This is a genomic window from Ancylobacter radicis (assembly GCF_018449475.1).
In the GTDB taxonomy this organism is placed as follows: Bacteria; Pseudomonadota; Alphaproteobacteria; order Rhizobiales; family Xanthobacteraceae; genus Ancylobacter; species Ancylobacter radicis.
This window is the reverse complement of sequence record NZ_JAHCQH010000003.1, coordinates 15114-38752: the sequence shown is the minus strand read 5'-3', so window position 1 is coordinate 38752 and position 23639 is coordinate 15114. Positions and strand designations below refer to the sequence as shown.

Below are 23639 nucleotides of genomic sequence, written 5' to 3'. Positions count from 1 at the left end.
CACCGTGCCGGCGTTGTAATCGGCCGACAGGCTGTCGGAATAGCCGGTGAAGGCGACCGAGCGGTTGGTCGAGATGTCCTGCCACGTATAGGCCAGACCCGTGCGCAGCGCGAGCGGGCCCCATTCATTGCCGGCATAGAGGCCGATGTGCCAGTTGTCGCTGGAGCCCGAGGAGTTGCGGCCGGAAATCGAGAAGTCGGTGTAGCTGTAGCCACCGGCCAGACCCACGCGCCAGCCCTCGCCGACCAATGTGTCCGCGCCGATCAGGAAGCCGCCGGTGGAATCGGAGACGCCGGCGGCATTCGAGTTGCCGTCCATCTCGCCCCAATTGCCGAAGGCGGTCGACCACAGCGCAAAGCGTTCGACCGGCGCCAAGGCCGGCGCCGCTTTCATCGGCATGCTCATATCGGCCGCGACCTGCACGGAAGAGGGCGCGGCATAGGCGAGCGCGCCCGAGGCCGTCTCGACCACATTCACCACCTGGCCGGAAGAGGCCCCGACCCCGCCCTGCGCCGCCCGCAGGCGATCATTCAGCGCGCCGCGGATCAGCGAGGACTGTTCCATGAACAGGCTCTGCGTCGAGGCATGCACCTCGCCCGAAAGCTGGTCATAAGCCCATTGCGCCTCGCCGGCCGAGGTGAGGAACAGGATCGAGTTGTACAGCGCCAGCGAGGCCCCGGTCTGCGGCAGCGTGCCCAGCGCCGCCGAGGTGGCGATCTGGTTCGGCGTCACGGCGACGCTGGTGAAGGCGTCGTCCGAGGCCGAGATCACCACATTGATGCCATTGGCGAGGTCGTTCACGTCTACGGTGAGAAACAGCGAATCCGTCGTCACCGCCCCGAAGGTCCCGACCACCCCGCCGGTGGCCTCCAGAATGGTATAGCTGACACCGTCGGCATAACTGGCCGCCGGATCGAGGCCCATAAGGCTCAGCGTGGCCCCGTTGAGCGTGACCTGCCCCGTGGCGGAGAGAAGGTCGCTGTTGCCGGAGCCGTCCAGTTCGACCTGGTAGGTGGAGCCGGCAGAGAAGGTCACATCGCCCGTCACATGATAGGTGCCGATGGAGTTGCCCGGCGCCAGCGTGCCGCCGCCGGCGACCGTCACCGAGCCGCTCGAGCCTGTTCCGCCCAGCGTGGCGCCGTCACCCACCAGGATGGAGCCGCCGAGGCTGCCATTCAGGGCGAGGCGCCCCTCCACGACCGTCATCAGCCCGGTGAAGCTTGAACTGTCGCCGGTGAGATCCAGCGTGCCGGTGCCGGTCTTGGACAGCGTGCCGGTGCCGGTGATGACATTGTCCACAGTGACATCGGTCGCCTGGGCGAAGGTCAGCGATGCGTCGTTCTGCAACTCGATGGCGCCGCTGAGGCCCGAGGTGGCATTGAGGAAGGTGAGGACGTTGGCGCCGCCTTCGAAGACAACCGCGCTCGCCTGCGTCAGGCCATCACCCGACCAGCCGCCGGAAATGGTGCCGCCATTGATGAGCGTCAGGTCCGATCCGACCACGCCCGCCCCGCCGGAACCCGTGGCGCCACTGAAATCGAGCGCCGCATAGTTACCCGTCGCCGCCGGCGCCGTGCCACCGGCACCGCCATCGCCGCCGGTGATGCTGCCGGTATTGGTGAAGGTCACGCCCGAGGTCGCGAAATACACACCGACGCCACCATCGCCACCGGCGCCGGCGCCCTGATTGGCCGTATTGACGCTGCCCCCATTGCCGCCGCTGCCGCCGACAATCGTCGCGGCGTTGCCCTGGCTGCCGCCTTGAAGGATCAGCGCGCCATAGCCGCCCGCGCCGCCACCACCCGCTGAGCCGATGAGACCAGTCGGACCATCCGCGCCATTGCCGCCATTGCCGCCGGTCAGGTCGCTTCCGGTGAACACACCGCTGAAGCCATTGCCGTGATAGCCGCCACCGCCGCCACCAGACCCGCCGCCGCTATTTCCGTTGGCTGACACCGAACTTTGACCATCGCTCCCATCGGGATGCTCGGCCGTTCCTCCGGCCCCACCAATCCCCGGCGACGTGCCCTGGCCACACACGTTGCCGCACGGATCGCCATCAGCGCCCGCGCCACCGCCCGCGCCGCCGCCGCCGCCGCCGTAATAGGTGGAGCCTCCCTCCGAACCGTCTTCGCCCGAATAGCCAGTTCCACCGGCAGGGCCAGGATTCACGTAATAAACCCACACATTGTCGACGCGAACCCGCGCGCTACGGCCGCCGCCGGCTCCGCCATCGGCAAAGGCCGGCACTGAGAGGCAGAGGCTGGCACCGGTGAGGACGGTGGCGGCCAGCATCGCCGCCGAGCACCGGGCGATGACCCCGCGGGGGCCCTCATTGGGACGCGCGCTGGAAGCGATGGGTCGAAGGTTGCGCGGGAGGGCCCGTGTCCGGCGCGGCAACGGGGCGCGACCACCGGCGGCCGCCTGCGCGTCGAGTACCAAAGCATAGGCTGCCGCGGCCTGCTCCGGCCGGCATAGCGCCTCAAACCTCCATAGCGGCGCCGGGGCGAGCGCCCGCGCGGCGAGATAGGCCTGCGCGCCCGCGACCGAGGGGGCGTCGGGATCGAGAAAACAGGCCAGCCCCTCATAAAGCTCGCGGTGCACCGGCAGGTCGGACAGGAGCAGAGGCGTGCCGTGCCGCGCCGCCTCGGCGGCCGACATGTTGAAGCCCTCGAAGCGCGACAGCGATACGAAGGCGCGGGCCTGCCGGTAGAGCCCGTCCAGCCGATGCCGGCTCACATAGCCGAGATGGCGCACGCGCGTCCGCGTGGCGGCGGGGAGCGCGTCGATCAGCCGGGCAAGCTTCTCACCACCATGGCCGGTGAGCAGCAGTTCGAGGTCGGCATCCTCCTCGGAGAGGCGCGCGAAGAAACGCAGCAGGCCGTCGAAATTCTTGTGCGGATGGTGATGGAGGGAGGCGAGAAGATAGGGGCGGCAGGGCGGGACCGCCCGCGCCGCCGCGTGCACGGCGGCGTCGATCGGATTGTAGATGACCCGGTGCTGGCGCGGCGCGCCGATCGTGGCAAGGAACTGGTCGCGCGCGGCCTCGCTGATGAAGACGATCTCGTCGGCATTGTCGCGGGTTTCCGCGAAGGTGGCGTAGAGCGCCTCCCGCCGTTCGGCGGAGAACAGATGCGGCAGATAGGCAAACTGCACGTCATGAATGACGTTGACGATGCGCGGCCCACCCGCTCGGGCCCGGCCAGGCACGGGCGACTGGAAATTGGGGAAGAAGAAGGTCGCGTGCGGTGCGTATTCAGCCAGTCGCTGCGCCATTAGGCGCTCGCGATGGAGATAGGGCATATCCGACGGCGGCAGACCAAAGGACGGCGCAAGACTGCGAACCGATATCAGTCGATGACCGTAGATTTTCTTTAGCGCAGCGAACAGGTTTCGGGAAAACTCGACGACGCCGCCGATCGCCGGATAGTCATCAACGATGTCGAAATAATACAATACATCTTGATGCTTGTCGCCCGGTAGCGGAAAAATACGCTGTTTAGAATCGATCATCGTTAGTTCAGAAGCCCCGCCCATTCCAAATATATAAGAAAAGATAAGGGCCTCGCAGGCAAGCAGGTTTGCGCTGTCGTTCGCTTTTCTGGGTGCGTGTTGCGCGAACGTCCGTGCGACTGAGGGCTGGCCCATCCCGTTGCGGGAGCCCTGGCCGTCGACTGCAAGGCATCCCTAGGGTTTCGGAACACGCGCCCGGCTTTTGGATCAGGCGCGTGCGTGGGCGCGATCCCTTCCAAGGTTCCACACATTTGCGCGAACGGGCGGGGATGCGTGCACAACTGGACATAGCCCCCAGCCGGCCCGTGTTACCTTTCAGGATGACCAAAAACACCGAGAGCCGGGCCCGTGCGCAATGTGCTGTCGACCTCAGGGCGTCGCAGCGCAGGCCCGCCGATCTGATGGCGGCGATCGAACGTTACTGGCCGGTTGTTGCGCGGGAGATCGAGGCCGGCATTGCCGATGGCGACCTCCCGCCGGTCGAGGATATGGAGCGCCGGGCCGAAGAATATGGCCGGCTCATCCGCTCATAGACATTTGCAGCGAGGCTGGCGTCAGGCTTGCGCCATTGTCGGCGGGGGCCTTGTTTCGCCCGCAATGGCGCACTAGGTTGTCGGCGTCGACTGATCGACATGCGCGGCTTTTTTCGGTGACGCCGCCGCCATTATCAAAAAATTCCGATGAGATCGCTGTGCGGCCCGCCCAAGAGGCGCTCTGCCGGCATTAGGATTTACGTGAACAACGACACGAGTCGCGGCGCCCATCGCCGCCCCCATAACACGCCTTCCCTCGTCCGCTCGCCGGAGGACTGGAAGCCCGAGCCCTGCCTGCTCACCCGCGAACAGGTTCGGCAGATCATTCTCGAACAGATTGGCTGACGCCACGCGCGCTCGCCACTGACACGACGCCTGAGTTGCGGGTGCGATGCGCTGCATCGTGCCCGCCCGGGCCATCTCAGGCATAAATGCCTGCATCACTCCTTTTCATGACGGCTTCATGGGCGTGGCAGCGCGGATGCGCTATCGTCAGCAACCGCCTAGCGTTTCGCGAGTTGTCCATGACTGTCTCTGCTTCCCCCTTCTCTAGTGCCCCCTCCTTGCTCGACCATATCCGCCCGCAGGCTCTCGCTCTGCCCGAGAGCGGCATCGTCGAGGTGATGAATTATGGACGGCGGCGCGAGGGGCTGATCCCGCTCTGGGCGGGCGAGGGTGATCTGCCGACCCCGTCCTTCATCAGCGAGGCCGCGACGCGCTCGCTCGCGGCGGGGGAGACCTTCTACACCTGGCAGCGCGGTATTCCCGAACTGCGCGCGGCCATCGCGCGCTACATGAGCAGCGTCTACGGTGTGCCCGAGGATCTCGAGCGGTACCATGTGACGGGCTCCGGCATGCAGGCGATCCAGATCGCGCTGGCGCTGACGCTCTCGGCCGGCGAAGAGATCCTCATTCCCTCCCCCTCCTGGCCCAATGCCGCCGCTGCCGCCGAGGTGATCGGCGCGCGGCCCGTGGCGGTGCCGCTGTCTTTCGATCCGGCGCGCGGTTTCTGGCTCGATCTCGACCGGCTGGAGAGTGCGGTGACGCCGCGCACGCGCTGTATCTTCATCAATTCGCCCGCCAATCCCACCGGCTTCGTCGCCCCGGCCGAAACCCTGCGCGGCGTGCTCGACATTGCCCGGCGCCACGGGCTCTGGATCATCGCCGATGAGATCTATGGCCGCTTCTATTTCGAGGAGGGTGGGCTTGCCCCGTCCTTCCACGAGGTAATGGACCCGGAGGATCGCATCCTCTTCGTCCAGACCTTCTCCAAAAACTGGGCGATGACCGGCTGGCGGCTGGGCTGGATCGAGGCGCATCCCTCGCTCGGCCAGGTGCTGGAGAACCTCATCCAGTATTCGACCTCGGGCGTCGCGGCCTTCATGCAGCGGGCGGGCGTCACCGCGCTGGAACGCGGCGACAGCTTCGTCACGCACCAGATCGAGCGGGCACGGCGTGGGCGCGACATCGTGGCCGCCGGGCTCTCCACCTCGAACCGGGTGCGCTTCGCCACTCCGCCGGGGGCGTTCTACATGTTCTTCGCCATCGAGGGCGAGAGCGACACGCGCCAGCTTGCGCTTCGGCTGGTGGATGAAGCGGGCATCGGTCTCGCGCCGGGCACGGCGTTCGGGCCGGGAGGCGAGGCTTATCTGCGCATGTGCTTCGCCCGTGGCGAGGCGCAGATCACCGAGGCGACGGAGCGGCTGGTGAGCTGGCTCAAGAAATGAGCCGGGGGGCGGCTGCCAGATGGCGTTGCAGAAGGTGGTGTCGCAGAAAGTGTCGTTGCGGAAATTCGAAAGAACAGGTTGCCCCGGCAGTCTGGCAATAGCACACTGGAATCATGCGTGATTTCAGTTCGTCGTCCGCCCTGCACGATCTGCCGACCGTGTCGGATGCGCGCCTCGCCTCCGTTCTCGATACGGCGGCCGACGGCATTATCGTGATCGATGATCGTGCGCGAATTCTCGTCTTCAACAAGGCCTGCGAGCAGATGTTCGGCGTCGCGGCGGCGGAGGCGGTGGGGCAGAACGTCAAGCTCGTCATGCCCACCGAATATGCTGCGGATCACGACGAATATGTCGCGAGCTACATCCGCACGGGCGTGAAGAAGATCATCGGCATCGGCCGTGAGGTGCGCGGGCGGCATGCCGATGGCACGGTGTTTCCGCTCGAACTCTCCGTCGGCGAGGCGGCGACGCCGGACGGGCGGCAGTTCATCGGCATTCTGCGAGACCTACGCCCGCGCAAGGAAAGCGAGCAGCGCCTCGCCGATTTGCAGAGCGAACTCGTTCATCTCGCGCGCGTCTCGGCGATCGACGAGATGGGGGCGGCGATCGCCCATGAACTCAATCAGCCGCTCACGGCGTTGATGCTCTATCTGCAGGCCATCCGGCGCGCTCACTCCAAGGGCGTCGACATCAATAGTCTCGTCGGCGACATCCTGGGCAAGGCGTCTGGCGAGGCGGAGCGGGCCGGGCATATCATCCAGCGCATGCGGCAATTCGTCGAGAAGCGCGAGCCCGAGCGGCATCTGCGCGATCTCGATCCGCTGGTTGACGAGGCGATCGATCTCACCCTGCTCGGCCAGCGCCATCGGGTGCGCATCAGCCGCAACTCCGCTGGCAACCTGCCGCACGTCTCGGTCGATCCGGTGCAAATCCAGCAGATCGTGGTCAATCTGGTGCGCAACGGTATCGAGGCGGCCGCCCAAATGCCCGAGCCGGAACTGCGGGTGAGCACCCGGCGCCTGGCCGACAACGTCCTCATCGAGGTGCAGGACAATGGACCGGGCATCGCGCCGGAAGCACTGCCCAAGCTGTTCGAGGCTTTCGCCAGTTCAAAACGTCGCGGCATGGGGCTCGGGCTTGCGATTTCGCGGACGATCGCCCAGAACCACGGAGGCGACCTGTTGGTCGATCCCGGTGGCAGCGGCAAGGGGGCGTGCTTTTCGCTTGTGCTGCCGGTAGCCCGGCTTGACGTGCCAGCCGACGCCGGTTGAGGGGGACTGATGATGGCGCAGATGGGTGAAGTCTTCATCGTGGACGACGATGCCGCTGTCCGCGATGCGCTGTCGCTGGTGCTCAGTCTCGAAGGCTACCATGTGCGCGGTTTCTCCGATGGGGCGGCCTTCCTGTCGGTGGCACGCAGCCATGTGCCGTCCTGCATCGTGCTCGATGTCCACATGCCCGGCCGCTCCGGCCTCGATATTCTGAAGGAACTGGAGGCCGACCGTTATCCGGCGCCGATCTTCATCATCTCCGGGCAGGGCGACATTCCCATGGCCGTGGACGCCATCCGCCATGGCGCGCTCGATTTCATCGAGAAGCCGTTCGATGCCGATACGGTGGTGGAGCGGGTGCGCGATGCCATCGAGGCGCATAAGCGCCGCAATGCCGCCGAGCCGGTGGATCTCTTGTCCGCCCATTTCCCCGGTCACGACCTGCTGACCCCGCGCGAGCGCGAAGTGCTGGTGCAGATTGCCTCGGGCGCCTCCAACAAAGAGGCGGGACGCCTGCTCGGCATTTCGCCGCGCACCATTGAGGTTCACCGCGCCCGCATCATGGAGAAGCTCGGCGCCAAGAACGCGGCCGATCTCGTGCGTATCGTGCTCAAGGACATGCGCGCCTGACGGAGCACGTGCGGCCATCTACGCATCCCTACGAATTGCTAGGGGTGGCGGCCTTCCGCACCTTTACGAGCAAACTGCGGGAGAGCGCCTGTGCGAGTTCATGTTGTTGAGGATGATGCGGGGGTGAGCGATTCGCTCGGCCTGATCCTCGCCAACCTCGGCTACGAGGTGGTCTCATATCCCGATGCGGAGAGTCTGTTCCGCGCTTCCCCTCCCGCCGGACGGGACACGGTCATCGTCGATCTGAGCCTGCCGGGAATCTCCGGTGGTCAGGTGGTGCGGTGGCTGCTCAAGCTCGCCGAGCCCCCGCGGGTCGTCGTCATCAGCGGCCAGTCGCAGAGCGCCATCGACCATCAATTGCGGGGACTGCCCTCGGTCGGGGTGGTGCGCAAGCCACTTGATGTGGACACGCTCGCGCGCGCCATGCCCAGCCATTAGCCGGCTCCGGGCGGGTCGAATCACGCCCATCCTCCAATCAGATCATGCCCCCAAGTTTCCGACTCGCGGGTTCCACAACCAGAGCGGGAGGGCCTGAGCGCGCGCATGCCGGAGACCCTGCGGCGCTCGGTCCTTCGGGAATGTCCTTACGCAGCCCACCGAACTGTGTGAGCGTGCGGCTCTCTCTAAGATTGATCCAGATCAGTCGGGGAGAGTCGGATGCGCCAGATCATCGAAGAACGTACCGGGAGCTATTCGCGCCATGCCAGCGTGCCCGATATGCACGGCGCTTATCTGCGGGTCGCGGCTCATGTGACGGTGCTGCACGAGGGCGACACCGCCCGCCGCATCATGGAAGTGGTCGAGGGGGCCATGATGCTGACGAAGCTGTTGCCGGACGGGCGGCGTCAGGTCGTCGAACTGCTCGGCCCCGGCGATGTGTTCGGCCTCGCGGCCTGCGATGTCTATGCCTGTTCCGCCGAGACGCTCACCACCGCCGTCATCACCACCCATGATCGCGGCGCGCTGGACCGTGATCCGGCTCTCGCCTCCCGGCTCCTGCGCCGCTTCGAGACGCAGCTCTGCGCCATGCATTCCCACGCTCTGGTGCTGGGCCGCATGTCCGCGCTTGAGCGGGTCGCCTTCTTCCTGCTGCGGCTGATGCCGGAAAGCGTGGTCGGCGGTACGCTGCATCTGGCCATGACGCGGCAGGAGATCGCCGATTTCCTTGGTCTGACGCTGGAGACGGTAAGCCGTGCCTTCTCCGAGCTGAAGCGTCGCGGTCTGGTTGCGCTGCTGCGGGCGGACGAGGTGCAGATCAATGATCGCAACAGCATGCGCCGGCTGGCCGGTGCCGCCTGAGACGGCTCACCCCATCGCCCCCGCAAGAAAAAAGGCCCCGCTCGGTGAGCGGGGCCTTTTTCGTCGTGCTTGGCGGCAGGGTCAGACGGCGACCGAATGGCGTACGGCACCCGCCTGCATCCGGGCATCGAGCGCGGCGGCGGCGAGGCGCACGAAGGGGCGCCCGAAGGAGGTCATGGCGATGCGCAGACCTTCGATCTGCAACAGTCCGTCGGCTACGAGCGGCGCCAGCCGGGGAGCCGCCTCGGCGAGCGTATAGGCGTCGAGTTCGACCGCGAGGTCGCACATCAGCCGCTCGATCAGCGCGCCGCGCTTTATATCGTCCGGCGTGAAAGCGATGCCGCGCACGGTGGAGAAGCGGCCGGCGTCGATGGCGCGGATATAGGAGGCGGAGTCCGGTGCGTTCTGGGTGAACCCCTGCGGCAGCCGGCTGATCGCCGATGCCCCGAGCCCGATGAGCGCATCGGCCTGATCGACCGTGTAGCCCTGGAAGTTCCGATGCAACCGACCGTTCGCCGCCGCGATCGCCATCGGGTCGTGAGGCCGCGCAAAATGATCAAGTCCCACAGGCACATAGCCGGCAGCGATCAGCGTCTCCCGCGCGCCCTCCGATTGTTCGAGGCGGGTGGCGGCGCCGGGGAGGGCGGATTGGTCGATGAGTCGCTGATTGGGCCGCACCCACGGCACATGGGCGTAGCCGAACAAAGCGAGGCGCTCGGGGGCGAGCAGGGTGGCGAGCTGGGCGGTGCGGCGCACATCGCGCCCGGTCTGATGCGGCAGGCCGTACATCAGATCGAGGTTGACCGCGCTAACCCCCGCTTCGCGCACGAGTTTTACCGCCCGCTCGACCGTGCCGAAGGGCTGCACGCGGCCGATGGCGGACTGCACATGGACGCTGAAATCCTGCACCCCGAAGCTCACCCGGTCGACCCCGATGGCGCCCAGCGCGTCGGCGAGAGCCTCGTCGGTCTCGCGCGGATCGAGTTCGATGGCGTGTTCGATCAGGCCAGTGAGATCAAAGTGATCAGCGATCCGGCCGAAGATCCGCTTCAGCGCGTCCGGCCCGATCAGGCTCGGCGTGCCGCCGCCCCAGGCGATGTGGGTGACGCGCCGTCCGCCGGCATGGGCGGTGACGAGGTCGATCTCGCGCTCCAGCCGCGCCGCATAGGCGGCGACCGGCGCAGGGCGTCGCGTCGCCTTGGTGGTGCAGCCGCAATAATAGCAGAGCGAGGGACAGAACGGGACGTGCAGATAAAGCGACAGGGTCGCGTCATCGGGCAGCATGGAGAGCCAGCGCGCATGGTCGCCCGGCCCGATCGCGCCCGAGAAATGCGGGGCGGTCGGGTAGGAGGTGTAGCGCGGGACCGCGCGTTCCGCATGGAAGAGAGCTGAACTATGCATGTTTGATATTTGACCGGGCGGACGGTTCGGCGCATTGATCCGGCGCAAATCTCCGCCCCCTACGCATTCCTGCGTAGCCCTACGCATGTCCGCTCTCCGCCCCGTCCCTGATGCCGTTCCCCCTCCTGTTCAAGCGTCCCGGCTATTCCCCGCGCGACTTCCTCTGGTGGGGGGTAACGCTGGCGCTTGCCAGCGCCGGCGGGGCGCTGTTCGCCGGCGTCGGGATGCCGGCGGGCTGGCTGTCCGGCGCGCTGGTGGTCACTGCCATCGCCGCGCTGTTCGGCGCCCCGGTTGGGGTGGAAAGTAATGTCCGCGTCGTCACCTATGTGCTGCTCGGCACCTCCATGGGCTCCGCCATCACGCCGGAGACGCTGGACGGCATCGCCACCTGGCCGGTGACGATGGCGGTGCTGCTCATCTCCGTGCCGGTGATGATGGTCGCGGTGATCGTCTATCTGGAGAAGGTCGCCGGCTGGGACCGCCGCAGCGCCTTTTTCGGCGCGGCGCCCGGCGCGCTGTCGACCGTGCTCATCATGGCGGAAAGCTCGGGGGCGGATACGCGCCGCGTCGTGTTCAGCCAATCGCTGCGCCTTTTCGTGCTGGTGGCGCTGCTGCCGGCGGCGCTGGGCGGGCTTGGCCACCAACCGGCCGGCACCCTGCCGATCAACCCGGTGGTGCCGGACTGGACCAGCTTCTTCCTGTCGATCGGGGTCGGCGTGCTGGGAGCGTTCCTCGCAGAGAAGGCGCGCTTTCCTGGCGGCACCATGGTCGGGGCGATGCTGGCGAGCGGGGTCGTGCACGGCGCCGGGCTGATCGAGGGCCGGTTGCCCGATTTGCTGCTGATCGGCAGCTTCGTGGTGCTGGGGGCTAATTCCGGCAGCCGCTTCGCCGGCACCAAGGCGGACACGCTGCGCCGCTTCTTCCTGGATTCGCTCGGTGCGCTCACCATCGCGATCATCGTGGCGCTGGCCTTTTCCGCGCTCGGGGCGTGGCTCTCGGGCGAGCCGCTGGCCAAGGTGCTGGTGGCCTATGTGCCGGGTGCGCTGGAGGCGATGACCATCATGGCTTTCGTGCTCGGCCTTGATCCGGCTTTCGTGGCCGCGCACCATCTGGCGCGCTTCGTCGGGCTGGCACTGCTGATTCCGGTGATTGCGCGGCTGTTCTTCGGCCCGCCGGTGGCGCCGGTTGCCCCCAAGGACGACACTCCGCCGCTCGACGAGACCGAGCCGAAGGACTGAGGGCGGGCCGGTAGGCGGCTACGCCCTCTTCAGGAACGCCCTATTCGGCGGCCTGCGCCTGCGCGACGAAGGTCAGGCCGAGCCGCGTCCACACATCGACCAGCGCCGAGGCGAGATGGGCGACCAGCGCGTCGTCATGGAACGGGCCGGGGGTGATGCGCAGCCGCTCCGTGCCGCGCGGCACGGTGGGGTAGTTGATCGGCTGGATGTAGATGCCGTGATCTTCCAGCAGCATGTCGCTCGCCGCCTTGCAGGCGGTGGCGTCGCCCACCATCACCGGCACGATGTGGGTTTCGGTGACGATCTGCGGCAGGCCGGCGCGGTCGAGCGCACGCTTGACCTTGGCGACCTGCGCCTGCTGGCGGGCGCGCTCGGCACCCGATGCCTTGAGGTGCCGCACCGAGGCTGCCGCCGCCGCCGCGACCGCCGGGGGCAGGGCGGTCGTGAAGATGAAGCCCGGCGCATAGGAGCGCACCGCGTCGATAACCGCGGCGCTGCCGGCAATGTAGCCGCCGACCACGCCGAAGGCCTTGCCCAGCGTGCCCTCGATCACATCGACCCGGTGCATCACGCCGTCGCGCTCGGCGAGGCCGGCGCCGCGTGGGCCATACATGCCGACCGCGTGCACCTCGTCGAGATAGGTCATGGCACCGTAACGCTCGGCGAGATCGCAGATCGCCTCGATCGGGGCGACATCGCCATCCATCGAATAGACGCTCTCGAACACGATCAGCTTCGGCCGGTCGCCCGCCGCGCGCAGCAATTCTTCCAGATGGGCGAGATCATTGTGGCGGAAGATCTGCTTGTCGCGGCCCGCCTGGCGCACGCCCTCGATCATCGAATTGTGGTTCAGCGCATCGGACAGGATGAGGCAGTCCGGGATCAGCTTGGCCAGCGTCGCGATGCCGGTCTGGTTCGACACATAGCCGGAGGTGAAGACCAGCGCGCCGTCCTTGCCGTGCAGATCCGCCAGCTCGGCTTCCAGCTCGATGATGGCGTGGCTGTTGCCGGAAATGTTGCGCGTGCCGCCGGCGCCGGCGCCGGCCTGGCGCGCGGTGGCGCACATCGCCTCGACCACGCTCTCATGGCAGCCCATGCCGAGATAGTCGTTGGAGCACCAGATGACGATGTCGCGGGCGCCCTCGGGCCGGTGCCACACCGCATGGGGGAAACGGGCGGTGTCGCGCTCGATTTCAGCAAAAGTCCGGTAACGCCGTTCGGTCTTGAGCGTCTCGACGGCATTCTGGAAGAAACGTGCGTAATCCATGTGCATCCACTCCGGCCCGCGCGGAGCGTCGCGGCGAGCCTGTCGAGGGGCACCATGAACTTTGGAGGCGTTCCGATCAACCCGCGAAACCACGGACGCGGCGATCGGGCGCGCTTAACCGAAACGCCGCGGCCTCACGTCTCCGCGAGCGAACGCACCTGCGCCAGCGTCATCGGCACGGCGGCCTGACCGTCGAAATAGACGAAGCGCAAGCTCTTGCGGCGCGAGGTCATGGCCGCCGGCAGCGGATCGTGGCGGAAGCTGCCGCCGCCCAGATGCGGCATGACCGCGCCGACATCGGTGGTCTCGTTGGTCTCGACACGCAGCAGGCTGACGCGCACGCCCTCGGTGGTGATGGCGTCGAACGGCACGCGGGCAAGCCGCAGGAAACTCGTCGGGTCGCTCGCCGTGGCGAAGCTCTCGACGAAGGCCTTCTCGACCAGATCGAGATCGGGTTCCGTGGGGGCGTGGTCGTCCGGCTCGGGCGGGTGCGGCAGGTGCGGGGTCTGCCACTGCGCGGTGCCGCGCGGCCCGTGACCGTGATTATGGCCGGGGCTGTGGAAATGGGCGTGCGATTCGGCGTGCGAGTGGGAGTGCCCTCCCGCGCCGTGGTCGTGATGATGGTCGTGTCCGCGGTGCATGGCGGTGTCTCCCTAGACCTTGTCCCTGACTCCCTCTCCCCGGCGGGGAGAGGGTTGGGGTGAGGGGGCTTCACCGCGATCAATGTCGCAACCCCTCACCCGGCCGCTGCGCGGCCGACCTCTCCCCAGCGGGGAGAGGTGACGCGGGAACTCAGAAACTCACCGGCTTGTCGATCATGTGCTTGTGGCTGCCGAGCTTGCCATGGGCGAGCATGGAGCCGAGCGCCTCGACCACCACGCGGGTGCCGAACAAAGCGGTGATGTCCGAGGTGTCGTAGGGCGGGGAGACCTCCACCACCTCGAGTCCGCACAGCCCCTCGGCGGCGACGAGGCCGAGGATCTTCAGCGCCTCGCGCGGCAAAAACCCGCCCGGCTCGGGCCAGCCGGTGCCCGGCACGAAGCCGCAGTCGATGCTGTCCACGTCGAACGAGATATAGACCGCGTCGGCGTCCTTCCAGGCGAGTTCGAGCGCGATCTCGGCGGCCTTCTCCAGCCCGATCTTTTCGATGTCGTCGATGGTCAGCACATTGGTGCCGCGCTTGCGGGCTTCCTGAACGCCGTAGCGCGGGACCTGCCAGCCGCCAATGCCGAGCTGAACCAGGTTCTTCGGCGACACATTGGGCAGGTTCGTGGCCCAGTACCAGGGCGTGGTGTGCATGCGCTCGTCGAGATCCTTTTCCTGGATGTCGATGTGGCGGTCGAAATGGATGATGCCGATGCGCTTGGAGGTGCATTCGGCGATGCCGCGCACGCAGGGAAAGCCGATCGAATGATCCCCACCGAGCATGATCGGCAGCGCGCCCGAGGAGAAGACGTGGCTGACGCCCTTGGAGATCTGGTCGAAGCTCTTTTCCAGATTCGCCGGGATGGTGAACACGTCGCCGACATCGCACAGCGTCATCTGCTCGCGCAGGTCGACGCCGAGTTCATAGTTGTAGGGCGTGTAGAGCGCGGAGATGCGGCGGATGCCCTGCGGCCCGAAGCGCGTGCCGGGCCGGTAGGTGGTGCCGGAATCGAAGGGGATGCCCATGACGGCGGCGTCGTATTTGCCGACATCGCGGACATTCTCGACGTAAGGCGCCTTCATGAAGGTGTTGATACCGGCGAAATGCGGCAGCTCGCCGCGCGCGAAGGTCGGGATCGACTTGTCGTTGATCGATTCCGCGCCGGGCAGGCCCATGTCGAGCGCCCATTGCTGCTCGCGGCGCCAGCCATCCTCGGAGAGCTTCTCCTCCGATTCCAGCGCCTTCCAGCCCTGTGTTCCCTTGATCTCGAAATTGGGGTGGTGGCGGCGGGCGCGACCGGGCGTGCCGGCAAGACCGGCGATGCGGTGGGCGCGGGTCGGGTGGGCGCGGGTGGAATGCGAACGCATCAGGCGTCTCTCCTTGCGATCAGTTCTGCGACCGGCTTCGGAGGCGACCTCGGGAATAAGGGAGGTCTCAACCGCGATCCCGTCGCGCGAGCCTCCCGGGCTTTTGTCCCGCCGTGGACCCGGCGAATGTGGTGGGACGCATCCCCCGCCGGGCTGTCCCTCTCGGACCAGCCGCGCCAAAGATGCATTATCTTGCGGCGCCGGAACCCTAGGGACATTTTTCAGGATAGACGGGCTCCCGGCGGACCGGAAGCCCGGATTGTCGGCAGGAGGCGCCGAAAGTTTCGGCGCTCAGATCACCCCAGTCAGGATGCCCATGCCGGCCACCGCCACCACCGCGCCAAGCGCATGGGTGAGGCGCGGGGCGTTCGCGCCGGCCTTGCCGATGGCGACACCGACACCGACACCGATGCCGACCATGTGCAGCAGGGCGGTGGCGAGCATGAAGCCGGCGGCGTATTCGAGGCCGGAGGCGTCCGCCGGCATTTCCGCGCCATGGGCATGGCCGTGGAACACGGCGAAAAAGCCGACCAGCGCCATCGCCGCGCCGAGCGGCCAATTCGTCCAGCCGAGCGCCACCGCACCGCCGAGCACGACGATGGACAGGGCGATGCCCAGCTCGACGAAGGGCAGCTCGATGCCGGACAGGCCGAGGAAGCCGCCAAACGCCATCAGCGCGACGAAGCTGGCCGGCACCGCCCAGATCGCCCGGCCGGCGAGCGTGGCGGCGAAGATGCCGACCGCCACCATGGCGAGCACATGGTCCGCCCCGCCGATCGGGTGCAGGAAGCCGTGAGCGAAGCCGTCCGCGTCGCCATGGCCGGCATGGGCGAAGGCCAGTGCCGGGGTGAGCGCGAAGGCGCCGGTGAGGGCGAGGCGGGCGAGGGGGCGGGCGGGCGAGAAGCTGGACATGACGTTCCCTGTTGCAAGGGCAGGCCGCCTTCGGGAAACCCCGGTGCGTACGTCTGCAATGGCCGAATGAACAAAAGGCAGTCTACGGTGCCGCCCCGACGGTTCAAGCGCCGGCGCGATACGCCAATCATGCATTCAAGCTTCGTGCCGCCCGGCACAGCCTGCGTGCCGCGCCGCCGGCAAAGGGCCTATTTCGTGCCGAAGATGCGGTCGCCGGCATCGCCGATGCCGGGAACGATATAGCCGTGATCGTTGAGATGGCTGTCGACGGCGGCGGTGTAGACGGTGACGTCCGGGTGCGCCTCGTGCAGCGTCTTCAGACCCTCCGGCGCGGCGATCAGGCAGACGAACTTGATCGACTGGCAGCCGGCGGCCTTCACCTCGGACACCGCCGCCGCCGCTGAATTGCCGGTCGCCAGCATAGGGTCGAGCACGATGGCGGTGCGCTCGGAAATGTCGCGCGGAAGCTTGAGATAATACTCGACCGCCGCCAGCGAGACCGGGTCGCGGTAGAGCCCGACATGGCCGACACGGGCGGCCGGCAGGATTTCCAGCATGCCCTCGAGAATGCCGCCGCCGGCGCGCAGCACCGAGACCAGGCAGAGCTTCTTGCCCGCGACCACCGGGGCCATCATTTTCTCCAGTGGCGTCTCGATCTCGATCAGTTCGAGCGGCATGTCCCGCGTCACCTCATAGGCGAGCAGCATGCTGATCTCGCGCAGCAGCAGGCGGAACTCGTTGGCCGGGGTGCGCGAGCGGCGCATCAGCGTCAGCTTGTGCTGGATCAGCGGGTGATCGACGATCACGGTCGTTGACGGCAGCGGAGCGGCGGTTTCGGCGGAAGCGTCGGTCGGGGCGGTGGGCGCGTGCATGGGCGTCGAACTCGTTTTGCGAAGGCGCGTCGGCAAGGCGCGGGAAGACGCGGCGGGTGCGGCGAATGCCGATAGGCCGTCCGCCAGCTTCCCACAGCGCAGCGAAAAGCGCGATTGCCGATACAAGAATCGGACCAGTCCGTCCGAATTTTTTCGCATCGAGACGGTCCGCCCTCTTGCGGAGCGGCGCGAATGGCGCTCACATTCAGTGCTTCCCGAGGGCCGGCGTCCGGCCGCAGGAGAAGCGAGCCACCATGTCCGTCAAGGCCAGTGCAGGCGGTCGTTCCCGCAACCACATCGTTCTCACCTCGCACGGCGCCCCGACCGGGGTCGCCGCCGGCGGCCCGGTCCTGAATTGGGGCGCCCCGACCCCGGCCGAGCGCGGCCCGGTGGTCGCCACCCTTACCGATCCCCAGCACCGCAACGCCATCGGCGCCCATGCCGGCGGCTATTCGGTCTACCGGGCGCTCGCCATCGCGGCCGGTGCGCTGCCGGCGGATTTCCGCGCCGACCTCACCAACACCTCGCCTTCCGACTCCGTCGGTCCGCACCCGCAATGGGGCGATGCCGGCAAGATCGTCTCGCTCGATCCGTGGGGCCACCTCACCGGCGAGGTGTTCGGCGCCGAGCTGACTGCGGGCATGGATGTGCGCCCGAGCATCGCCATCACCCGCGCCCATATCGACATGCCGGAAATCCGCGATGCGCTGCGCGCCGGGCGGCTCGCCATCGATGGCGACATCATCGGGCCGAAGGGCGATGTGCGCGTCACCAAGGCGGCGATCGAGCCGGTCTGGTATCTGCCGGGCATCGCCGAACGTTTCGGTGTCACCGAGGGCGCGCTGCGCCGGGCGCTGTTCGAGCATACCGGCGGCATGTTCCCGGAACTGGTGACGCGCGGCGACATCAAGGTCTTCCTGCCGCCGATTGGCGGCATGACGCTTTACATGTTCGGCGAGCCCTCGCGGATCGGCGATGGCGTCACCCCGCTCGCCTGCCGCGTGCATGACGAGTGCAACGGCTCGGACGTGTTCTCCTCCGACATCTGCACCTGCCGGCCCTATCTCGCCCATGGCATCGAAATGTGCGTGGAGATGGCGCAGAAGGGCGGCGTCGGCCTTGTCGTCTATAACCGCAAGGAAGGCCGGGCGCTCGGCGAGGTGACGAAGTTCCTCGTCTACAATGCCCGCAAGCGGCAGGAGGGCGGCGACCTGCCGGACACCTATTTCAAGCGCACCGAATGCGTCGCCGGTGTGCAGGACATGCGCTTCCAGGAATTGATGCCGGACGTGTTCCACTGGCTCGGCATCACCCGCATCGACCGCTTCGCCTCGATGAGCGACATGAAGTTCAACGCGCTGGAGCGGGCCGGGATCGAGGTGATCGAGCGGGTGCCGATCCCCGATGACCTCATCCCGCCCGATGCCCGCGTCGAGATGGAGGCGAAGGTCTCCGCCGGCTATTACGGCGCCGGCTTCAACAGCCAGTACGACGCCACGCAGGGGCGCGGGCTGAAGGAGTGAGGGGGCTCCTTCGTTCCACAACACCACGTCATCCTGAGGTGCCCGGCGCATGCCGGGCCTCGAAGGATGGTGAGCAAAGAGCCGGCGGGCGAGCATCCTTCGAGGCTCGCTCCGCTCGCACCTCAGGATGACGGCGCGCCCGGACGGACGTCGCAGCAGGAAAACAGCCACATGACCCCGCCCGAACTTCTCGCCCTGCGCTCGCCCGCCGCCGTCCGCGCCCGCTGCCATCAGGTGCTCGACCATGTGCTGGCCGGCCACTCGCCGCATTTCACGGTGGACGAGGGCGCGCTGGGGGCGGTGGCCGATTATGTGGCGGAGGTAACGCGCAGCGATTATCCGACGCTCGACATTCCCTATCACAGCCGCTGGCGCCATTTCGCGGCCGGCGGCATCGACCGCTGGGCGGCGCTGGAGGCGGGGCTCGGCGCTATCGAGGCGGCGGAACGCGCCCGCATCATGATCGACCTCGCCATGGTGAGCGTGCTGCTCGATGCCGGCGCTGGCGACGCCTGGCGTTACCGCGAGGCGGAGACCGGCCTCACCGTCACGCGCTCGGAGGGGCTGGCGGTGGCCAGCCTGCGCATGTTCGAGGCGGGCGGCTTTTCCTCCGATCCCGCGCAGAAGCTGCGGGTCGATGCGCCCGGCCTGATCGCGCTCGATGCCGGCACGCTCGCCGCCCATTTTCAGGTGAGCGCGGACAATCCTCTCGTCGGCGTGGAAGGGCGCGTCCTGCTGCTGAACCGGCTCGGCCGGGCGCTGGCGGCGCGGCCGGACCTGTTCCGCGACGGCGCGCTGCGCCCCGGCGGTCTCTATGACGCGCTGGCCCCCACCGCCAAGGTCGGGCGGTTGCCGGCGTCCGCCATTCTGGTGGCGCTGCTCGACGCCTTCTCGGCCATCTGGCCGGCGGGGCTGGAGGTGGACGGCGTGGCGCTGGGCGATGTCGGCCGGCACAAGGCGATCACCGTGCCGGACCGCTCAGTCGGGCTGGTGCCGTTCCACAAGCTCTCGCAATGGCTGACCTATTCGCTGCTGGAGCCGTTCGAGGCGGCCGGCCTTGCCATCACCGATCTCGACGCGCTGACCGGCCTGCCGGAGTACCGCAATGGCGGGCTGCTGGTCGATCTCGGCGCCATCGTGCCGCGCCATCCCGTCGACCCCGCGCAGAAGCACGCGGTCTCCTCCGAGATGATCGTGGAGTGGCGCGCGCTCACCGTGGCGCTGCTCGACCGGCTGGCCGATCCGGTGCGCGAGCGGCTCGGGCTGGACGCGGCGGATTTCCCGCTCGCCAAGATGCTGCAGGGCGGCACCTGGACGGCGGGGCGCCGCATCGCGGCCGAGCGCCGCCCGCCCGCCGGCCCGCCGCCCATCGCGATTGATGCGGACGGGACGGTGTTCTGAAGGGCAGACCTAGCACGGCCAGGCGTGCAGAACCGGCCAATCTCCCTCTCCCCGACGGGGAGAGGGTTGGGGTGAGGGGGCCGGGCTGTCGTAGCCCCTCACCGACCCGCTTCGCGGGCCACCTCTCCCCATCGGGGAGAGGAAGGTTAACGACTGTGCGGCGCCTTCCTCAGTCGACCTGCGCGCCGGACGCCTTCACGATCGGCGCCCACTTGGCGATTTCCTTCTTCACGTGCTCGCCGAGCTGCTCGGGCGTCGAGCCGACCGGCTTGGCGCTGAAATCGGCGAGGCGCGCCTGCACCTTGGGATCGGCCAGCGCCTTGTTGGCGGCGGCGTTGAGCTTGGCGACCACCTCCGGCGGGGTGCCGGCGGGGGCGAACAGGGCGTTCCAGGTATAGGTCTCGTAGCCCGGCACCGCCTCGGCGATGGTCGGGATGTCCGGGAAGGAGGTGGCCTTGTCGGCGGTGGTCACGCCCAGCGCGCGCAGCTTGCCGCTCTTGATGTGCGAGGAGGAGGAGGGGAGGTTGTCGAACATGATCGGCACCTGGCCCGAGAGCACGTCGACCAGCGCGGGGCCGGCGCCCTGATAGGGGATGTGCTGCATGTCGACGCCGGCCATGCTCTTGAACAGCTCGCCCGACAGATGCAGCGGCGTGCCGTTGCCGGAGGAGGCGTAGCTGTATTTGCCCGGCTCCTTCTTGAGCAGGACGATCAGTTCCTCGGTCGTCTTGGCCGGGAATTCCGGGTTGACGATCAGCACGTTCGGGACGATGGCGAGCAGCGAGATCGGCGCGAAGCTGGTCACCGGATCATAGGGCATCTTCTTGTAGATGGCCGGGTTCAGCGCGTGGGTGGCGACCGTGCCCATGAGGATGGTGTAGCCGTCCGGGTTCGCCTTGGCGACCTGCGCCGCGCCGAGATTGCCGCCCGCGCCGCCCTTGTTCTCGACGATGACCGGCTGGCCGAGTTCAGCGCTCATGCGCTCGGCGATGAGGCGGCCGACGAGATCGGTCGATCCGCCGGCGGCGAAGGGCACGACCAGCGTGATGGGGCGGGTGGGGAAGTCCTGCGCGGCGGCGGGGCCGAGCGCGAGAAGGCCGGCCACAGCGGCGGCGGCGAGGGTGCGAAGCATGGGCGAACTCCCTGTGTGTGGATTGTCGGCGGCTCAAGGGCCGGCGATGCATCTTGGCGTGCGGTTGACGCAGGGTGCGCGATTTGGCCCACGCGCTCAATGGCCGGCATGTGCGACCAAGGGATAATCGGCGATTGGATACGATTTTGCGAATGGTTGTATCCTAACAAGGCAATGACGCGCCCGGCCTGCCCATTTGCTGAGCGACAGCCGGGCGGGTGTCGGTCCTCGGGTCGCCGGCGCCGTTCGCGTTGCGTCGCTGCCGCGTTTGGCATGGGGCTTGCGAAGCAGCTTCCCGTGCCTTTTCAGCGGGGGACGCGCCGGGGACATGACCAAAGCCGCCGAGATCGAACTGATTGAGGTCACCAAGCGTTACGGCCCGGCTCTCGCCGTCGATGCCGTGTCGCTGAAGATTCCCGCCGGCACCTATTGCTGCCTGCTCGGGCCTTCCGGCTGCGGCAAGACCACGACGCTGCGCATGATCGCCGGCCATGAAAGCGTGAGCTCCGGCGATATCCGCCTCGGTCCGGCGGTGGTGACCGACCTTGCCCCCGCCAAGCGCGGCACGGCGATGATGTTCCAGAGCTACGCGCTGTTTCCCCATCTCGACATCGTCGACAACGTCGCCTTCTCGCTGAAGATGGCGGGCGTCGCCAAGCCGGCCCGGCGCGGGCGGGCGATGGAGATGCTCAAGCTGGTGCAGATGGACCATCTGGCCGAGCGCCGCCCGGCCCAGCTTTCCGGCGGCCAGCAGCAGCGCGTCGCGCTGGCCCGCGCCCTCATCACCGACCCGCAGGTGCTGCTGCTCGACGAGCCGCTCTCCGCGCTCGACCCGTTCCTCAAGATCAAGGTGCGGCAGGAGCTGAAGAAGCTCCAGCTCCAGCTCGGCATCTCCTTCATCCATGTCACCCACAGCCAGGAGGAGGCGATGGCGCTCTCCGACCTCGTGGTGGTGATGAATGGCGGGCGGATCGAGCAGGCGGCCGCCCCGCGCGAGGTGTTCAACCGGCCCTCGACCGCCTTCGTCGCCCGCTTCATGGGGGATCATAACGTGCTGGCCGGCCGGGTGAGCCGCGTGGCCGAGGGCAACGCGACCTTCGAAGTGCCGGGCGGAGCCTCCTTCACCGTGCCGGACACGGAGGGGCTGGAGGCGGGCGCGCCGGTGGAAATCGCCGTGCGCACCGACCGCATTCGCTTGGGCGACGGTGCGGCGCCCGGCTGCGGGCTTACCGGCCTCGTGCAGAACATCGAATATCACGGCCAGAAGGTGCAGGTGGCGCTCGCCGCCCCCGGCGTCGACGAATTCGCCGTGCAGGTGCCGGAGACCGCCTTCTTCGCTGCCCCGCTCGCCATTGGCGACGCGGTGCCGCTCGCCTGGACGGCGCAGGACGTTCACCTGCTCAAGCCCTCACCTGCTGCCTGAACGGCTGCTGCCTGACATCGCCTTCCGCCTGACACCAGACCAATCAACGGCGCACACCGCCGGACAACGCTCGGGAGACCTTAATGAGCAAGAAGACCACGGATCGTGCCGGCTCCGTCGCGGCCAAGGGCGTCAGCCGTCGCCAGTTGCTGAAGGGCGTTGCCGCCGCGGGCGGTCTTGCCGCCGGCGCGGGCGCCGTCACCGGCTTCCCCACCATCTGGGCGCAGAACCCGATCACGCTGCGCCAGTTCGGCACCGGCGTGTCGAACCTCAACGCCATCGCCGAGAAGTGCAAGGCCGACCTCGGCATCACCCTGCAGATGACGGCGCTCGACTCTGACGCCGTGTCGCAGCGCGTGGTGACGCAGGCCAACAGCTTCGACATCGCCGATATCGAATACTGGATCTGCAAGAAGGTCTTCGCCGCCGGCACGCTGCAGCCGATGGATGTGAAGAAGATCAAATATTACGACCAGATCGTGCCGATCTTCACCACCGGCAAGCTGACACCGACCTCGACCATCGCGCAGGGCACCGCGCCGAGCACGGTCGGCTTCGTCGAGGGCCCGGAGTCCAAGACCTTCGCCAAGGCGCCGACCGAGTGGATGACCCTCATCCCGACCATCTACAATGCCGACACGCTCGGCATCCGCCCCGACCTCGTCGGCCGCCCGATCAAGAACTGGAAGGACATTCTGGACCCCGCCTTCAAGGGCAAGACCTCGATCCTGAACATCCCGTCCATCGGCATCATGGACGCGGCGATGATCTGCGAGAGCGCGGGTATCATCAAATATGGCGACAAGGGCAACATGACCAAGGCGGAGATCGACGTCACCATCGATTTCCTCATCAAGACCAAGAAGGCCGGGCAGTTCCGCGCCTTCTGGAAGACCTTCGACGAGAGCGTGAACCTCATGGCCTCGGGCGAGGTGGTGATCCAGTCTATGTGGTCGCCGGCGGTGGCGGCGGTGCGCTCGAAGGGCATTCCCTGCGTCTACCAGCCGCTGGAAGAAGGCTACCGCGCCTGGGGCGGCGGCCTCGGCATCGCCAAGCACCTCAAGGGCGCACAGCTCGATGCGGCCTATGAATACATCAACTGGTATCTGTCCGGCTGGGTCGGCGCCTATCTCAACCGGCAGGGTTATTACTCTGCCGTGCTCTCCACCGCCGAGAAGAACATGAGCCCGGACGAATGGGCGTTCTGGATGCTCGGCCAGCCGGCCAAGACCGACATTCTCTCGCCGGAAGGCAAGGTGATGTACACGGCCGGCGCGGTGCGCGACGGCGGCTCCTTCGAGCAGCGCATGGGCGCGGTCGCCTGCTGGAACTCGGTGATGGACGAGGACCGCTACATGGTCCGCCGCTGGAACGAGTTCATCGCCGCGTGAGGCGCGTTGATCGAGTAGGAGCGAGCCTGCGTGCTTCGAGGCTCGCTTCGCTCGCACCTCAGCATGACGAGGGGGAGATGCCAACCGTCCTCC

20 protein-coding genes and 1 riboswitch are annotated in these 23639 nt (G+C 67.4%); of the genes, 12 read left to right on the top strand and 8 right to left on the bottom strand.

Going from position 1 to position 23639, the window contains the following annotated elements; translation table 11 throughout:
* On the bottom strand, positions 1-3276 hold a 3276-nt coding region (locus KIP89_RS00230), incomplete at its 3' end, for an autotransporter domain-containing protein (RefSeq protein WP_213753408.1).
* Positions 3277-3914: 638 nt separating this feature from the next.
* Between KIP89_RS00230 and KIP89_RS19945 the strand changes: the two genes are divergently transcribed.
* The 7 genes from KIP89_RS19945 to KIP89_RS00200 all read left to right on the top strand — a co-directional run bounded on the left by KIP89_RS19945 (position 3915) and on the right by KIP89_RS00200 (position 8973).
* Positions 3915-4046 (top strand): hypothetical protein, encoded by a 132-nt coding sequence (locus KIP89_RS19945; RefSeq protein WP_256441394.1) that lies wholly within the window; start codon positions 3915-3917, stop codon positions 4044-4046.
* Positions 4047-4247: 201 nt separating this feature from the next.
* Complete coding sequence (locus KIP89_RS00225; protein ID WP_213753413.1) at positions 4248-4391, top strand: hypothetical protein; 144 nt, start codon at positions 4248-4250, stop codon at positions 4389-4391.
* Between the two features lie 179 nt (positions 4392-4570).
* On the top strand, positions 4571-5773 hold the full coding sequence (locus KIP89_RS00220; protein ID WP_213753407.1) for a pyridoxal phosphate-dependent aminotransferase: 1203 nt from the start codon (positions 4571-4573) through the stop codon (positions 5771-5773).
* Positions 5774-5886: 113 nt separating this feature from the next.
* Complete coding sequence (locus KIP89_RS00215; protein WP_213753406.1) at positions 5887-7044, top strand: two-component system sensor histidine kinase NtrB; 1158 nt, start codon at positions 5887-5889, stop codon at positions 7042-7044.
* 12 nt (positions 7045-7056) lie between these two features.
* Positions 7057-7674 (top strand): response regulator transcription factor, encoded by a 618-nt coding sequence (locus tag KIP89_RS00210; protein WP_213753412.1) that lies wholly within the window; start codon positions 7057-7059, stop codon positions 7672-7674.
* A gap of 90 nt (positions 7675-7764) precedes the next feature.
* Positions 7765-8112 (top strand): response regulator, encoded by a 348-nt coding sequence (locus tag KIP89_RS00205; RefSeq protein WP_213753405.1) that lies wholly within the window; start codon positions 7765-7767, stop codon positions 8110-8112.
* Positions 8113-8331: 219 nt separating this feature from the next.
* A complete protein-coding gene (locus KIP89_RS00200; RefSeq protein ID WP_213753404.1) occupies positions 8332-8973 on the top strand; it encodes a Crp/Fnr family transcriptional regulator in 642 nt (213 codons plus the stop codon).
* Between the two features lie 81 nt (positions 8974-9054).
* On the opposite strand, the gene hemN is transcribed toward KIP89_RS00200, so the two are convergent.
* A complete protein-coding gene (hemN, locus tag KIP89_RS00195; RefSeq protein WP_213753403.1) occupies positions 9055-10374 on the bottom strand; it encodes an oxygen-independent coproporphyrinogen III oxidase in 1320 nt (439 codons plus the stop codon).
* Between the two features lie 110 nt (positions 10375-10484).
* Between hemN and KIP89_RS00190 the strand changes: the two genes are divergently transcribed.
* A complete protein-coding gene (locus KIP89_RS00190; protein ID WP_213753402.1) occupies positions 10485-11612 on the top strand; it encodes an AbrB family transcriptional regulator in 1128 nt (375 codons plus the stop codon).
* 40 nt (positions 11613-11652) lie between these two features.
* Here the strand turns inward: KIP89_RS00190 and hemA are convergent, their stop codons facing one another.
* The 5 genes from hemA to upp form a co-directional block, all read right to left on the bottom strand.
* The gene (gene hemA, locus KIP89_RS00185) at positions 11653-12879 is read right to left on the bottom strand and encodes a 5-aminolevulinate synthase (RefSeq protein ID WP_213753401.1); all 1227 of its coding nucleotides are present in this window, start codon (positions 12877-12879) and stop codon (positions 11653-11655) included.
* Between the two features lie 134 nt (positions 12880-13013).
* Positions 13014-13520, bottom strand: coding sequence for a hypothetical protein (locus KIP89_RS00180; RefSeq protein WP_213753400.1), 507 nt, complete (start codon positions 13518-13520; stop codon positions 13014-13016).
* Positions 13521-13671: 151 nt separating this feature from the next.
* Complete coding sequence (locus KIP89_RS00175) at positions 13672-14892, bottom strand: agmatinase family protein (RefSeq protein ID WP_250152086.1); 1221 nt, start codon at positions 14890-14892, stop codon at positions 13672-13674.
* 90 nt (positions 14893-14982) lie between these two features.
* A riboswitch (guanidine-I (ykkC/yxkD leader) is annotated at positions 14983-15115 on the bottom strand.
* Positions 15116-15183: 68 nt separating this feature from the next.
* Positions 15184-15804 (bottom strand): HupE/UreJ family protein, encoded by a 621-nt coding sequence (locus KIP89_RS00170; RefSeq protein ID WP_213753399.1) that lies wholly within the window; start codon positions 15802-15804, stop codon positions 15184-15186.
* A 188-nt stretch (positions 15805-15992) separates the two neighbouring features.
* Positions 15993-16676: a uracil phosphoribosyltransferase gene (gene upp / locus KIP89_RS00165; RefSeq protein WP_213753398.1), complete on the bottom strand. Its 684-nt coding sequence runs from the start codon at positions 16674-16676 to the stop codon at positions 15993-15995.
* Positions 16677-16930: 254 nt separating this feature from the next.
* Between upp and KIP89_RS00160 the strand changes: the two genes are divergently transcribed.
* Positions 16931-18199 carry a GTP cyclohydrolase II gene (locus KIP89_RS00160; RefSeq protein ID WP_213753397.1) on the top strand — a complete coding sequence of 423 codons (1269 nt, stop codon included), beginning with the start codon at positions 16931-16933 and terminating at the stop codon, positions 18197-18199.
* A 171-nt stretch (positions 18200-18370) separates the two neighbouring features.
* Positions 18371-19600: a URC4/urg3 family protein gene (locus KIP89_RS00155; RefSeq protein ID WP_213753396.1), complete on the top strand. Its 1230-nt coding sequence runs from the start codon at positions 18371-18373 to the stop codon at positions 19598-19600.
* A 169-nt stretch (positions 19601-19769) separates the two neighbouring features.
* Here the strand turns inward: KIP89_RS00155 and KIP89_RS00150 are convergent, their stop codons facing one another.
* Positions 19770-20732: a Bug family tripartite tricarboxylate transporter substrate binding protein gene (locus tag KIP89_RS00150; protein WP_213753395.1), complete on the bottom strand. Its 963-nt coding sequence runs from the start codon at positions 20730-20732 to the stop codon at positions 19770-19772.
* A 328-nt stretch (positions 20733-21060) separates the two neighbouring features.
* Between KIP89_RS00150 and KIP89_RS00145 the strand changes: the two genes are divergently transcribed.
* A complete protein-coding gene (locus KIP89_RS00145) occupies positions 21061-22155 on the top strand; it encodes an ABC transporter ATP-binding protein (protein ID WP_213753394.1) in 1095 nt (364 codons plus the stop codon).
* An 83-nt stretch (positions 22156-22238) separates the two neighbouring features.
* Positions 22239-23546, top strand: coding sequence for an ABC transporter substrate-binding protein (locus tag KIP89_RS00140; protein WP_213753393.1), 1308 nt, complete (start codon positions 22239-22241; stop codon positions 23544-23546).
* The last annotated feature ends 93 nt before the right edge of the window (positions 23547-23639 follow it).

Bases quoted from the DNA above. Each gene is read 5' to 3' on its own strand.
- KIP89_RS00190 (WP_213753402.1), top strand. From the start codon at position 10,485: ATGCCGTTCCCCCTCCTGTTCAAGCGTCCCGGCTATTCCCCGCGCGAC.
- hemN (WP_213753403.1), bottom strand. From the start codon at position 10,374: ATGCATAGTTCAGCTCTCTTCCATGCGGAACGCGCGGTCCCGCGCTAC.
- KIP89_RS00160 (WP_213753397.1), top strand. From the start codon at position 16,931: ATGTCCGTCAAGGCCAGTGCAGGCGGTCGTTCCCGCAACCACATCGTT.
- KIP89_RS00175 (WP_250152086.1), bottom strand. From the start codon at position 14,892: ATGCGTTCGCATTCCACCCGCGCCCACCCGACCCGCGCCCACCGCATC.
- KIP89_RS19945 (WP_256441394.1), top strand. From the start codon at position 3,915: ATGGCGGCGATCGAACGTTACTGGCCGGTTGTTGCGCGGGAGATCGAG.
- KIP89_RS00180 (WP_213753400.1), bottom strand. From the start codon at position 13,520: ATGCACCGCGGACACGACCATCATCACGACCACGGCGCGGGAGGGCAC.
- KIP89_RS00150 (WP_213753395.1), bottom strand. From the start codon at position 20,732: ATGCTTCGCACCCTCGCCGCCGCCGCTGTGGCCGGCCTTCTCGCGCTC.
- hemA (WP_213753401.1), bottom strand. From the start codon at position 12,879: ATGGATTACGCACGTTTCTTCCAGAATGCCGTCGAGACGCTCAAGACC.
- KIP89_RS00220 (WP_213753407.1), top strand. From the start codon at position 4,571: ATGACTGTCTCTGCTTCCCCCTTCTCTAGTGCCCCCTCCTTGCTCGAC.
- KIP89_RS00215 (WP_213753406.1), top strand. From the start codon at position 5,887: ATGCGTGATTTCAGTTCGTCGTCCGCCCTGCACGATCTGCCGACCGTG.
- KIP89_RS00170 (WP_213753399.1), bottom strand. From the start codon at position 15,804: ATGTCCAGCTTCTCGCCCGCCCGCCCCCTCGCCCGCCTCGCCCTCACC.
- KIP89_RS00145 (WP_213753394.1), top strand. From the start codon at position 21,061: ATGACCAAAGCCGCCGAGATCGAACTGATTGAGGTCACCAAGCGTTAC.
- KIP89_RS00140 (WP_213753393.1), top strand. From the start codon at position 22,239: ATGAGCAAGAAGACCACGGATCGTGCCGGCTCCGTCGCGGCCAAGGGC.
- KIP89_RS00210 (WP_213753412.1), top strand. From the start codon at position 7,057: ATGGCGCAGATGGGTGAAGTCTTCATCGTGGACGACGATGCCGCTGTC.
- upp (WP_213753398.1), bottom strand. From the start codon at position 16,676: ATGCACGCGCCCACCGCCCCGACCGACGCTTCCGCCGAAACCGCCGCT.
- KIP89_RS00200 (WP_213753404.1), top strand. From the start codon at position 8,332: ATGCGCCAGATCATCGAAGAACGTACCGGGAGCTATTCGCGCCATGCC.
- KIP89_RS00155 (WP_213753396.1), top strand. From the start codon at position 18,371: ATGACCCCGCCCGAACTTCTCGCCCTGCGCTCGCCCGCCGCCGTCCGC.